Source organism: Bartonella sp. AA83SXKL (assembly GCF_042196965.1).
Classification (GTDB): Bacteria; Pseudomonadota; Alphaproteobacteria; order Rhizobiales; family Rhizobiaceae; genus Bartonella.
In genome coordinates this window covers 22,974-37,125 of the sequence record NZ_JBHIRG010000014.1, presented here as the reverse complement: position 1 = coordinate 37,125, position 14,152 = coordinate 22,974, and the positions used below count along the sequence as shown (strand labels likewise).

Sequence of the window (14,152 nt, the reverse complement as noted above, 5' to 3'; positions counted from 1 at the left end):
TTTTTTTTAATAAAATGCCCAAAACAATACCAATAAAATATTGAACAAAAAATCCTATTTCAAGACATTATTGGCAACAAGCAATTATAGGCAAAATAAGAAGCGTATAAAAGTTTCATGCCCGATAGCAGCGGCTTTCAGATTATAATACCCCTCCCCTCACAACGATTGCAACTTTTCTTACATATCGCAAGGATGTCATGTAAAAGGCTAAAGATAGAGTACATATTCTATAATCACCATTGCATAAATATCTTACACACTTTATGCTTTTCCACGAGAGCAAAAGGAAGATGTCAATGTCATCTAAACTGACGCGTAACCAAACATTGGTTTTAAACACTTTAAAAAATGCAAAAGGGCCTTTAAGTGCTTATGCGATTCTCAATCACTTACGCGAAGAAGGTTTTCGTGCACCTCTCCAAGTTTATCGTGCGTTAGAAAAACTCGTACAGTTAAAGTGTATTCATCGTCTTGAAAGTGTAAATGCCTTTATGGTCTGTTTACACCCTGAAAACTGTCAACATGAACTTACAACGTTTATAATTTGCGAAAACTGTGGCACAGTCAACGAAATACAAAATCAAACGATTGTATCGAGTTTAAAACAGATGGTTCAAGCTGTTGACTTCCAAGCACATAAAAGCACCTTAGAAGTACGAGGTCTTTGTAAAAAATGCGCAATAAAATAAGACCGCTAACTTGAAAACAAGATCTCTAACTTGCAAGTTTATATATTTAGCATTATGTACCAGGGATCGCCTTATTGTTTGAAAAGCTCTTATCGTCCGTGCATGTATATCACCCGATCTTAGTGATGGGTTTATTATACTCATTGGAACATAAATATTGAAAGTATAAAATCATGTCCGTAGCTGAGACAATTTTTTCAACCAAAAATTTCAATAAAACGCAAAAAAAGAAAGTAATCAAGGCTCTTCTTATTGTCTTTGCACTCTTTGTGCTTTGGTTTAGCTACAAATGGATAACGCAATGGCGTTATATGCTATCCACTGAAGATGCCTATGTACAAGGAGATATAGCCGCTATTGCGACTAAATTAAATGGATATATTGCAAAAATTGCCATTAAAGCCAACCAAGTTGTAAAAAAGGACGATGTTTTATTTTACTTAGACAATGGTGATTATCAAATAGCCTTGGATCAAACAAAAGCGCATCTTGACACACAGAAAAAAACACTTCTACGCATTGATGCACAAATCACAGCCGCTCATAGTGCTTTAGATGATGCAAAAGCGCAAAAAGCAGCCGCTTCAGCCATAGCAACCAATGCACAACTCACCTTAAAACGTGTAACAGAACTGAAAGCCAATCGTTATGCTCCTCAATCTGATGTCGATGATGCCAAATCAGCTTATGAACAAGCCATTGCAAATATTAACAGAGCAGATGCACAAATCGCTGCAGCACGTGCAAATATCCGAGTACTAGAAGCACAACGAAGTGAAACAGAAAGCCAAACAAAGAGTTTAGAACTTTCGCGTGAAAAAGCACAACGTGATCTTGATTCAACCATTATACGCGCGCCATTTGATGGAATCATAGGAAATTTAACAGCAAAAACGGGAGATTTTGTTGTAAATGGCCAACGTCTTGCAGCGTTAGTCCCCATCCATGCACTTTATATTGAAGCAAACTATAAAGAAACACAGTTGCAAAATATTCATGCAGGACAAAAGGCTTATATTTCTGTTGATGCCTTCAAAAAGCAGGTCTTTACAGGAACAGTGCTTTCTATTTCACCCGCAACAGGTGCTGTTTTTTCTCTTCTTCCTCCACAAAACGCTACCGGTAACTTTACAAAGATTGTCCAACGCATTCCCGTACGTATTTCTATTCCAGAAGAAGTCTTAAAGACCGGACATATCCGAGCAGGAATGAGTGTTTCAGTAGAAGTTGATACACGTACAAAACCACAAGATAAAAGTCTCTTATAATAACAAGCAAATGACCTCATTATTATGACATCTTCAATACCAAAGCCCATACAGTCTCAAGAGCGCATAGAAATCCGTAACATTGTGATTTTCATAGTTATGGCCTTTGGCATGTTCATGGCGATTTTGGATATACAAATCGTTGCCTCCTCTTTAGCCGAAGTTCAAGCTGGTCTTTCTGCAAGCTCTGAAGAAATTTCATGGGTTCAAACCTCCTATCTCATCGCTGAAGTCATCATGTTGCCCCTTTCTGGATTCTTAGGAAGATTGCTTTCAACACGTATTTTCTTCACCATATCAGCGATCGGGTTTACGATTACTTCTGTTCTTTGTGCAACAGCAACATCTATTGGAGAGATGATTATCTACCGTGCATTGCAAGGTTTTATTGGTGGAGGAATTATCCCAAGCGTTTTTGTCGCCTCTTATGTTCTTTTCCCTCCTTCCAAACGCCCAATTGTTACCCCTATTGTTGGACTAGTCGCAACATTAGCCCCCACTATTGGTCCAACGGTCGGAGGTTATCTTTGTCATATCTTATCATGGCACTGGCTTTTTCTCATTAATGTGCCTTTTGGGATTATTATTTCAATTCTCGCTTGGAAATTGATTGATTTTGATAAAGCAAATCCATCTCTCATGGCTAAATTTGACTGGTTGGGGCTCATTTCTATGGCTGTTTTTCTAGGAACTTTAGAGTATGTACTAGAAGAAGGCGCACGTCATGATTGGCTGAATGATAGGCTGGTTCGGAATTTATTCATTATCATGATTCTTGCTGCCGCCTTGTTTTTCTGGCGTGCTTTTACAGCAAAAGAACCCATTGTAGATCTCTCTACTTTTTCTAATTTCAATTTTTCAGCTGCATCCATTTTTTCCTTTTCACTGGGGATAGGTCTTTATGGACTCACGTACCTTTATCCTGTCTATTTGAGCCAAATCCGCCATTATGATGCCCTTATGATTGGAGAAACATTGTTTCTTTCAGGATTCGTCATGTTATTAACGGCTCCCCTTGCAGGATTCCTTTCAGCACGAATGGATGCACGTTTAATGATGGCAATAGGACTTTTTGGTTTTGCAATAGGCACTTGGATGGCAAGCACTGTCACAGATAAGTGGGATTTTTGGCAGCTTTTTTGGCCGCAAGTTTTCCGTGGTGCTTCTGTAATGTTATGTATGGTTCCTATTAATAATATTGCCTTGGGAACACTCCCACCAGAACGAATGCAAAATGCTTCTGGACTCTTTAATCTCACACGGAATCTAGGTGGTGCTGTAGGGCTTGCCATTATCAGCACTATCATGACAAAACGCACGCACTTCCATTATGAACGAATAGCCGAAACACTTAACCACGCAAACAGACAAGCAACTGAAATGCTTTCAAAGCTTACTTTATTATTCAAAACAGAAACCTTTGATTCCTATACCCTGGCTCTTTCTCAATTGTTTAATATGGTACGCATACAAGCAATGATTATGGCTTTTAGTGATATTTTCTTTATCATAACCATCATCTTTGGTGTTTTGACATTTATGACCATGTTTCTCAAAAAAATACCACCTCTCATGGATTCACCACCAAATCACTAAGCTTAATTAAAATTGAGAAATATTTTTTATCCTTATCACTTTCCTCGCTTCCTATGCACTTTATCTTTTCTCAAGAGACAGTATAAATAAATATGCGATTCTAAATGATTCTTCTGATAAAAATTCTTTTCAATTCAATGCAGGCTCTTTACGCACTTTTAAAATAACTTCTCGCATACAAAAATTGTTTTAGATGATCGGTAAACAAAGATCTTACCTAACGTGCTCCACACTATAAAGATAAAGCAGCTATTTCTATAAGATTTTTGATTTATCACCATAGGGCACAAAAGATTAAAAGATTCTTGGCCCTTTACTCTTTTGAGTCTTACAAGAATATTCATAAAAGATTTATGATTCTTGTGATTTTTATTCACGCACCTATTTCCCTTATAATGTGTAGGACAACGTTTTTTGATTCTGAATGCAAAATTTTACATGAAAAAATCATTTTGTATTTGATCCTCTCATGCTAATTGCAAAACGATTTACCTTTATAGTAAAAAAGTAATTATATATTTTTTTCAAAAAAGCTGCTTTTGAACATGTAATTTTATTTTTTACACTCTTTTAAAAAAGCTGATGCCTATAATTTTGATTCTACTGCTGCATATTTTTCTTTCTTAAGCCCCTTCTCTTTCAACAAGCGCTAAAATTGTATAAAATTTCTCAAAATATCTCTCTATTGAATCAATCAAAACCATTCCCTTGCACATAAAAAGCAAAGAAACAAAAACTGTTTAAGAAAAAAATAAAATATCCAACCGTTTCGATGCAAGATCTACCAACGATATTGAAAACTGGAAAATGTATGATGATACTGGCTTTAAAAGAATACAAAACCACTCAAAAATCCGGTTCCTTTAATATTATAAAATAGGACGCTATTTCAAAAAATGAGCTTAAAATATATTCCTACTCACTTAACTGAAATTATCAAAAATAAGAAACCAGCTATATAATAAAATCGCAATACAACTCCCCAAAAACTTTGTACCGCTAAATACTTTGGCTCTAGCCAAAACAGTATGCTCTCCTCAAAGCCAGCTGTTGAAAAACAAAATAAACACGATCTTCAAGCCACTTTATGATGCTGAAAACGATTTGAAACTTCTCGTTCTCCACTAGGAACCAAAGTACCATAACACCCAGAAAGATAATGTGGTATCAGTTCCAACGCTTGAAAGCGATGCTTTTCGTAAGGACCAGGCATTGCCAAATTTTCTGTTAAACTATTTGAAAAGCCAAAACGTTTATAAAATTCAAAATCCCCTACCAGAAAAATGGCGCCATATCCCAATTTTTTTGCTGTTTCAATTGCATGGCGGACTAAAATTGATCCTATTCCCATACCAGCACATTCAGATGCAACAGCCAAGGGGCCCAAAAGTAAAGCATGTTGTGTTTTATTTTTTCTTTTAGAAAAAGAAACATGCCAAAGACGGACACTTCCCACAAGCTCTCCAAGCGCATTTTTAACCACAAAAGAAAGTCCTTGAGCAGCTAACCGACCACGACGTAAAGCCTCTGATGATTTACGTTTACGTCCATACCCCATCGTTGAATCAAGCAAAATTTCTCGATAAGGCTTATCGGTTTCTTGCTCCAATAAAAGTGTAAAACATGCCCCATCTTTTGTTTGAAAGTTCATCATGTTCATCTCAATGACCGCCCTCTTATAGCGCCATGACGAGCATAGCAAAAAGTCTAAAAAAACTATAGTTAAAAGGAAACCTCAGATCACATATGATCGTAAAGGCTCAAAACCATTAAAAGCAACCGATGCGTAAGTTGTTGTGTAAGCACCCGTTCCATGAATCAATATTTCATCTCCTATCGTTAGGGATAGAGGAAGCGGATAAGGTGTTTTTTCATAGAGAACATCTGCCGAATCGCATGTTGGTCCAGCCAAAATACAAGGCTCCATTACCTTATCATCATGAGGTGTCTCAATAGGATAACGAATGGCTTCATCCATAGTCTCAGCAAGACCATTAAATTTTCCAATATCAAGATAAACCCATCGTACATTATCATTATCAGCTTTTTTAGATATTAGAACAACTTCTGTACGAATAACACCAGCATTGCCAACCATCGCACGTCCTGGCTCAATAATCGTCTCAGGGATACGATTACCAAAATGCTTTTTCAATGAATCAAAAACTGCTGTACCATAAGCTTGTTCTGTAGGGACATCTTTCAAATAACGCGTTGGAAAACCGCCCCCCATATTCACCAATTTCAGTGAAATACCTTCTTGTTCCAAGCGCTTAAAAACTGTAGCAGCATCCGATAAAGCACGATCCCACGCACTCAGATCAACCTGCTGAGATCCAACATGAAAAGAAACACCGTAGGCTTGCAAACCCAATTGGTGTGCCCGTCTTAGAACATCAACCGCCATAGCTGGAACACAACCGAATTTGCGTGACAATGGCCACTCTGCACCTTTGCCATCGGTAAGAACACGGCAAAAAACACGTGTTCCTGGAGCAACACGCGCAATTTTTTCCACTTCTTCAACACAATCAACGGCATAAAGTGAAACTCCCAATGCATATGCTCGTGCAATATCACGCTCTTTTTTAATCGTATTCCCAAAAGAAATACGCTCTGACGTTGCTCCTGCTTTTAAAGCCATTTCAATTTCTGCAACAGAAGCCGCATCAAAAGAAGATCCTAAAGAACTCAGCAAACGCAAGATTTCAGGAGCTGGATTTGCCTTTATTGCGTAAAAAATACGAGACTGCGGCAGAGCTTTTTCAAAATTTAAATAGTTGTCACGAACAACATCAAGGTCAACAATTAAGCATGGACCTTCAGAACGATGTGTTGCAAGAAAATCGCGAATACGTTGCGTTGCCATCTGCAATTCTCCTTGAGGGAAAGCTCCCCCACTCTATGCTTGGACAGCCAAAGCTGCCAAAAGCTAAAGGACAAAAAACACACAACAACCATCCCCATTCTGATTACAAAAAATCAGAAATTAGCATTGCATGCAGCGAAAGAACAGCGCGAAGCCGCGTTATTCTATTTTATCTGCCTTTTTGATTGGAGTTGAGAAAACCACTTCCGCACTGAAGGCAATGAGGTGTGCCTCTATAGTTATCCCAGCATTTAAAAGCTGGAAGACACCAGAAAGGCCCGCACCGTCGTTGCTTCAAGATGTCCTCATTCTTGCAATTGGCTGTAAGAATGACTGGAGCGGTTAGTTCCAGGTACCGTACCGGTTAATCTCACCATTTGAGAACCAGCGGACACCCACAGGCACGTGCGACTTTGGGCAAGGCATCCTATAAAACGAATCCTTTCTCATTTCAATCATTTTTTTAATTTTAAACATTTTTTAATTCTTAAAGATAAAATGGTGCAAAAAAACAACACTCTCCCCCAGACAAAGCCATCCATCCGCTTTCATGAGATCACACCCCTTACATTATCCGTGCAACATAAATCACTGTCTTGCTTTTAAAGCCCCTCGTTTCTTTACCCTATTCTATCTCCTAATATCCGCAGCAGAAAATAACGCAAAATAAATTACTCAAAACATTAATTTATAATGACAATTTATTATTGTGCCCTTAAATAAAAATCCCATTATAAAATCCTCTTATTTCACCCCTCTTACAATGAATCAATTAAAATCATTCTTTTGCGCATCACAAATAAAAAACAATTGAAAAAAGGAGTACCTCTTATATATCCTCTCAAATGCAAAGATGACCAACATTGAAGACTGAGGATAGTAACGACTGAAGCACCATCGTCTTTAAAGATAACGTGTCCTTCCCCCAACAAAACGCCATCATCTTTCTCATTTACATCCTAAAAAACATCCCTACTTCCACATTCATTTCACAGCATCGCTTAAGCAAAATATCATGAAGAATTCCCCGTATAATATAGCTTGTATGATATAGATCAACTACATCTCACCCTCTTTATACTTATGAAATTAAAAACAAACGCTCCCATTCTATCTGCCAACTCCCAATATTGCAGAAACTCCTACATTGAAATGTTTCATAACACCTTATCTAAAATGATTTTTGTCCACACGTTGCTCCCATTTGCAACGTACAAGTGAATGAATTTTACGCGATTCGTTCTCATCTAATCTGAAAGCAATAAAGTTCACAATATTGAACTATTTTATTCAAATGAAAATAAATTATCATTATAAATTAATGTATTATATTAAATTCTGAAATCATAAACTCCTATTATCATTTTATTTTTTCCACCTAGCATCTGCTTTTTCATCTCCTCTTATTAATCACATCTTATTCATACGCTTTTCTCTTAAACTATAAATCTCCCTCCTCTGCACTGTTGGTGAACGGCTTTTCTATTTTAAAATGAAAAGTATCTGAAAACTCAATCCTATAAAGTCAAGGAGAGCGAACAATCTATAATGATTATTTATAAGTCAAATAATTTAACATAAACAAAAAGACCGAATAATATCCGGTCTTATAAAATATTTTTCTACCAATATTAAAAAACTCTTCTCTCTTAAATTTAAGAGAAAAACGCTACAACTTAAAACTCTACACTGCGATATCCTTATGTCCCTTGATGAGAATCAATTGCACGCAACTTCAACAATTGAAATTGCCTATGGCGCTCACGAAAGCGCTCTCTATCGGCTTCACTACGCGTGTTATAACAAGCATCACAGGAAACACCTTCCTCATAATGAGGCGATAATTTGCTTTCAGCATTAAGAGGAGAACGACACGCACGACATAATTCGCGTCCACATTCTTCAAGACCATGTTGAACAGAAACACGCTCATCAAAAACAAAACACTCACCCCACCATAAACTCTTCTCTTTTGGAATTTTTTCTAAATATTTCAGAATACCTCCTTTTAGATGGTAGACTTGCTCATAACCAAGATCACGAACATAAGCTGTTGATTTTTCACACCGAATGCCGCCTGTACAAAACATAGCAATTTTCTTTTTTTTCTTTAACTCAGCCTCATGTTTACGCACCCATTCAGGAAATTCGCGAAATGTTTTAATCTGCGGATCAATCGCTCCTTGAAAACTCCCTATCGCATATTCATAGTCATTCCGTGTATCGATTAAAATTGTCTCTTCATCTTGAATAAGAGCATTCCAATCTTCAGGATCGACATAAGTACCAACAACTTTTAGCGGATCAACCCCTTCAACCCCCATTGTCACAATCTCTTTTTTCAACCGCACTTTCATGCGATGAAAAGGCATTTTTGATGCCCATGAATATTTAATCTCCGGCGTTTGAAACGCTGGCTCAGCCGTAATAAAATCCACCAATGCCTCAATCGCATCACAAGAACCAGCAACTGTTCCATTAATGCCCTCTTGTGCTAAAAGCAGAGTGCCTTTGATATCCTTTGCTTGACATAAATCCTGCAAAGGTTTTTGTAATTGATGATAATGCTTCAAATCTGCAAAGCAATAAAGTGCAGCAACTTTAAAATTCTTTTCCATGTGTTTTGCCATAACGCGCGTTTCATTCAATTTCAAGATTTATTCATGTACTCTTTAACATATTGTGCTTAATCAAACGATACAAATAATATCATCTCCAAGAAGAAAAAATATCATGTGCCAAAAAAGAAAAAAGCTTTTATTATATCTCCAAGGACAAACTGTCATACCTATTTTACTCATTGACAATCTACAAAGTGCTGTACCCTTAACACGCGCTCTTGTCAAAGGTGGATTAAAAACAATTGAGATCACCTTGCGAACACCAAATGCCCTCAAAGCAATTCAGAAAATCACACAAGAAGTCCCTGAAGCAATTGTTGGAGCCGGCACAATTCTCAACACAACACATTACGAAAAAGCCGAACAAGCTGGAGCCAAGTTTATTGTAAGCCCCGGATTATCCAATGAACTAATCAATTGTGCAAAAAATAGTGAAATTCCCCTTCTTCCCGCTGCAATGACCCCAAGTGAACTCATGCAAGCATTAAACAAAGGCTATTCATATCTTAAATTTTTCCCTGCGGAAGCTGCTGGAGGTATTTCCTTCATCGAAGCTTTAGCATCTCCCTTCTCTGATATCTGGTTTTGCCCAACAGGCGGTATTACACAAAAAAGTGCACCACAATGGCTCCAACTGCCCAATGTCTTCTGCGTTGGAGGTTCTTGGATAGCGCCCCAAAAACTTATTGCCATAAGTGATTGGGATTCGATTACTGCATTAGCATATACCGCATCACAACTTCCCTCTCCCTCGAAAAAAGCTCTTTCTACAATATAATGTTAAAGTGCAAGAATATCAGTCCCTTCAACAAGACCAAAGCTTTCACACATTCTTGCGCAATCTTTTAACATTGCCATGGAAACACAAATCATCACCCAATCTTCATCGAGATGAATTTGGGGAAGTGCTATTGTTTCAAAGCCGCTTGTTTCAAAAAAGCACCCACTCTCCATAACAGTCGTAATACGCCCCATATGCTCAGAAAGCTCACGAGTGGTCATAGGATAAAATTTCAACTGTTGTGCATATGCCCCACAATGAGTGGATCTTATTGCAAAAAGGAAACAAGATCTTTTGCACAAATTGACTCATTCTTTTCGCGCGTTATTTAAATAAGAACAACTTCTGAAAATTTTTCATAAATGTCAGGCTCACGAATAAAGCTTGCAAAAGAAAAAAAACCGTACCGGTTTGAAAGAAGATAAAGCATCAACTTTCCCACTCATTACTCCACAAAAGCGCGCTCTACAACATAAGTAGCAGGAGCATTATTGGCCCCTTCAACAAGACCAAAGCTTTCACACATCCTTGCGCAATCTTTTAACATAGCCATGGAACCACAAATCATCACCCGATCCTCATCAGGATGAATCTTAGGAAGGCCTGTTGTTTCAAAAAAGTCCCCACTTTCCATAACAGTCGTAATACGGCCCATATGCTCAGACGCTTCACGAGTAGTCATAGGATAAAATCTCAACTGTTGTGCATACTCTCCAATGAGTGGATCTTGTTGCAAAGAGGAAACAAGATCTTTTGCATAAATTAACTCATTTTTTTCGCGCGTTGTTTGAATAAGGACAACTTCTGCAAATTTTTCATAAGCTTCAGGATCACGAATAAGGCTTGCAAAAGGAGCAATCCCCGTCCCAGTTGAAAGAAGATAAAGACGTTTTCCAGGAATAAGAGCATCAAGCACCAGCGTTCCTGTAGATTTTTTACGCATGAGAACTGTATCACCAATTTTAATTTTTTGGAGATGCTCGGTTAAAGGTCCCCCTGGAACTTTTATCGAAAAAAACTCAAGCTGTTCATCCCAAAAGGGACTTGCAATCGAATAAGCGCGATAAATCGGCTTTTCTGCATTTGGCAAACCGATCATAACAAACTCACCCGAACGAAAACGAAAACTTTCCGGACGATTTAGACGGAATTTAAATAACCGATCTGTATAATGACAAACCTCTTGGACAGTAAGGGCGAACACATTCTCAGGAATCGGAAAATTTGCAACGCTGCTGATGCTTGACGGAACATTGGTAGCAGACGTATTCATACTCTTCCCCATATCTTTATTGAACGTTAAATTTCGAATCTTTGACGTGATATAGTACTTGCACAACCATCTGCCAACAATTTTCTCAACACAAAAACCTCAAGGTTAACACTTTTATGTCAAAATTAAATAAATGAGTCTAGTGCACTCTATAAGCGATAAAATTGATTTCACTTAAAACCAATCAAAGACTAGAAAGTAAATACTGGATACCCAATCCATCTTGAAAACAAATAATATCCAAATCAACGAGTTTTCTAAATCAACAGTTTTAATGTATCAAAAAGTGTTTACACACTGTTTTCTATTCAATAAAAATAATTTTAAGTGCATGAGACAACATCCAAAATTGCACAGATGAGTAATCTTCCCCCTCATGGTAGAAAACTTGTAATGCATTGATTTAACGTGGTTAATTTAATCATTTTACCTTCTCTAAATAAGAAGCCAATGCAATATTTAATCAAAACAATCACACCAGCAATAATAGTCTAACATTGCACTCTTCAAAATGATACAATACAATAAATTATGTTTATTTTTTTATATGCCTAAACGAGGGCAAATAAGTAAAAAAGTCTATGTTTTACAAATCATTAGAAGATACCATGTTGATAACAACACAAATAAAACTAAACTATCTCTTATATCCAGAGTACCATTTTACATAAAAAATGACTTTAATGGCAGCATAGGCTTCTTATGATTTTGACCATAGCAAATAGTATCTTTCCCCTATATCGTAAAGAACCTCAATGAAACAACCAAAAAAACTCCGTATTTCACGAACACAGATAAGCTTTTAAAATGAACAAATCCGTTAATGATGAAATAAATACATCACTCTATACAGCTGTAGCAACCATCGATGTCAGTGCCATTGTTGCAAATTATATCACTTTAGCCAAACGTGTAGCTCCAACACAATGTTCAGCAGTTGTAAAAGCAAATGCCTATGGATTAGGAGCTCACAAAATTGCTCCTGCCCTTTATCAAGCTGGTTGTCGCACTTTTTTTGTCGCACAAATCAGAGAAGCACTCCAATTAAAAAGCATTTTACCATCAAATGTCACGATTGCCCTTCTGAATGGACTTCCACACTTAGCAGAAGAGTTTGTCGCACAATCTGGTATTGTTCCTGTTCTAAACTCTTGGAATGCCATTGAAAATTGGCAAAAAATTTGTCAAAAAAAAGATAAAAAATTTCCAGCAATTGTTCAAATCGATACCCATATGAACCGATTAGGACTGGATCAAAAAGAGTTACAAAAACTCATCAAACACCCTACAATTTTCGAAAAAGCAGAAATAAAATATATTCTTAGTCATCTTTCTAACGGAGAAGATGATACCCACCCATCAAATTATGCCCAATTGACTTCTTTCAAAACTATCCTTGCGCAATTGCCTGCTTGCAAAGTTTCCTTTGCCAATTCTGGAGGTATCTTTCTAGGATCAGATTTTTATTTTGATCTTGTTCGTCCAGGCATTGCACTTTACGGAGTTGATCCGCGGGGAAAACACCCATCACCTCTGAAACCTGTTTTAAAACTTGAAGCCCAAGTCATTCAAAGCCGCGTTGTTGATATAGGAGCACCTGTTGGTTATGCAGAAAGCTTTATAACCAACAGACCAAGCACTCTTGCAACCATTTCTATAGGCTACGCAGACGGCTGGCTCCGTGCTCTTTCGAATAAAGGAACTGTTTATTTCAACGGGCACAAACTTCCCATGGTTGGGCGGGTTTCTATGGATTCCATTATTGTAGATACGACCGATCTTGAACAAAAACCTCAAACTGGTGACTGGGTAGAGCTCATTGGTCGCCATCAAACACTTGAAAAAGTATCTATAGATGCCGATACCCTCCCCAATGAAATTCTAACATCTCTTGGCTCCCGCTATAAATACATTTACACATAAAAACTCTTTAGCCATAAAGAAATAAATTGATAAAAATCATCATTTTAGAAAATTGAGGGGCTTTTACAAAAGATTTTACAACAATCAACCACATAGAATGGTCATAGATACCGTACATTCACAGAAATCTCAAAACAGACAAGTTAATGGACTGTTTTATGGAAGTAGCTTTCATCTAAAATACAAAAACTTAGCCTTTCCCCATAAATTGACAAAAAAGAATCTACTACAACGTTTTTAAAATTAATTTCCCAATTAAAATCATTCGCTTGCATACCACAAGCTGGACTATGTGTAGATAAATATGTGTAGATAAAAATGATTTAAGAAAAGAATAATGCCTCTTATGAACCATAGTGCCAAGAGCTATAACATTAGGCGCTGGCAAAGTGTATGGATAGTACCGGCTTACTCCGTTATGAAGCGTAAAGATTGGGGGATCAATAGATTTACCCTTACACCATTCACAAGCGCCGTCGCGAAATGGGATTAGGAGCGAAATATCTCTTTAAAACAAACATGTGAATTAACAACCCAAGTATATTCTTTTTGGAGCGTTCTGTTTTACATGAGGGTCGCGCCCCCATTAAAAAACACAATAAATAAAAGTGTGGAGCAATGTGCAATCCCCATTATTAAAAAAACATTGCTTTAAATGCTTTTGAAAGCCGCAAAGCTGAATTAAAAGGAGATGACAAACTGAGGATTGAGTTTTACCTTTACGGCTTTACATTTTCCCAAAATGAGATTGTCTTCCAGTTTCAAAGGTTACGTCAACAGAAATACGCAATCCCCTCGCCCTCATCTGACAGACAAAAGCTGGAACTACTCATAAAGCTCTTTTTTTCTCAATCTCTGACTCAAAACATGTGGCTGCGTTAAGTTTGGATGTTGATTTACAGGCAACAGCTAAAGCACACGAGCTCTTAGAAAAACAGCGCTGTAAAGTTACAAACTGACTTGCAATGAAGTGGAAAGATGTGCCGGCTTTTTATAAGACACCTTGTAAAAAACACCCATAATACATTTGGCTTTGCGTTTGCTCATTCTAACAGGTGTTTTTACATATTTTTGCGTCATATTTACAAAAAGCAGATTAAAGAGAAATATTTAGATAATTCTTGACTCG

General features: G+C 37.3%; 9 protein-coding genes and 1 pseudogene. 5 read left to right on the top strand and 5 right to left on the bottom strand.

Features of this window, described 5'->3' with window-relative positions; all coding sequences use genetic code 11:
* Positions 1-299: 299 nt before the first annotated feature.
* The 3 genes from ACFINO_RS07100 to ACFINO_RS07090 all read left to right on the top strand — a co-directional run bounded on the left by ACFINO_RS07100 (position 300) and on the right by ACFINO_RS07090 (position 3,556).
* Positions 300-692: a Fur family transcriptional regulator gene (locus ACFINO_RS07100; RefSeq protein ID WP_375612302.1), complete on the top strand. Its 393-nt coding sequence runs from the start codon at positions 300-302 to the stop codon at positions 690-692.
* 173 nt (positions 693-865) lie between these two features.
* Positions 866-1,960, top strand: coding sequence for an HlyD family secretion protein (locus ACFINO_RS07095; RefSeq protein ID WP_375633811.1), 1,095 nt, complete (start codon positions 866-868; stop codon positions 1,958-1,960).
* 24 nt (positions 1,961-1,984) lie between these two features.
* Entirely contained in the window at positions 1,985-3,556 is a 1,572-nt protein-coding gene (locus ACFINO_RS07090) for a DHA2 family efflux MFS transporter permease subunit (protein WP_375655319.1), read from the top strand.
* A 1,075-nt stretch (positions 3,557-4,631) separates the two neighbouring features.
* Here ACFINO_RS07090 and ACFINO_RS07085 read toward each other — a convergent pair.
* The 3 genes from ACFINO_RS07085 to ACFINO_RS07075 all read right to left on the bottom strand — a co-directional run bounded on the left by ACFINO_RS07085 (position 4,632) and on the right by ACFINO_RS07075 (position 9,043).
* Entirely contained in the window at positions 4,632-5,216 is a 585-nt protein-coding gene (locus ACFINO_RS07085; RefSeq protein WP_375655318.1) for a GNAT family N-acetyltransferase, read from the bottom strand.
* Positions 5,217-5,291: 75 nt separating this feature from the next.
* Positions 5,292-6,425, bottom strand: a complete 1,134-nt coding sequence (locus ACFINO_RS07080; protein WP_375618529.1) for a type III PLP-dependent enzyme — start codon at positions 6,423-6,425, stop codon at positions 5,292-5,294.
* A 1,700-nt stretch (positions 6,426-8,125) separates the two neighbouring features.
* On the bottom strand, positions 8,126-9,043 hold the full coding sequence (locus ACFINO_RS07075; protein WP_375613636.1) for a rhodanese-related sulfurtransferase: 918 nt from the start codon (positions 9,041-9,043) through the stop codon (positions 8,126-8,128).
* 115 nt (positions 9,044-9,158) lie between these two features.
* Between ACFINO_RS07075 and eda the strand changes: the two genes are divergently transcribed.
* On the top strand, positions 9,159-9,824 hold the full coding sequence (gene eda / locus ACFINO_RS07070; protein WP_375633815.1) for a bifunctional 4-hydroxy-2-oxoglutarate aldolase/2-dehydro-3-deoxy-phosphogluconate aldolase: 666 nt from the start codon (positions 9,159-9,161) through the stop codon (positions 9,822-9,824).
* A gap of 2 nt (positions 9,825-9,826) precedes the next feature.
* On the opposite strand, the pseudogene ACFINO_RS07065 reads toward eda, so the two are convergent.
* Together ACFINO_RS07065 and ACFINO_RS07060 are read right to left on the bottom strand one after the other, a co-directional pair.
* Positions 9,827-10,254: pseudogene (locus tag ACFINO_RS07065) on the bottom strand (ferredoxin--NADP reductase); the annotation flags it as partial.
* 18 nt (positions 10,255-10,272) lie between these two features.
* Positions 10,273-11,100: a ferredoxin--NADP reductase gene (locus ACFINO_RS07060; RefSeq protein ID WP_375633816.1), complete on the bottom strand. Its 828-nt coding sequence runs from the start codon at positions 11,098-11,100 to the stop codon at positions 10,273-10,275.
* Between the two features lie 807 nt (positions 11,101-11,907).
* Here ACFINO_RS07060 and alr point away from each other — a divergent pair.
* On the top strand, positions 11,908-13,023 hold the full coding sequence (alr, locus tag ACFINO_RS07055) for an alanine racemase (protein WP_375633817.1): 1,116 nt from the start codon (positions 11,908-11,910) through the stop codon (positions 13,021-13,023).
* Positions 13,024-14,152: the final 1,129 nt, after the last annotated feature.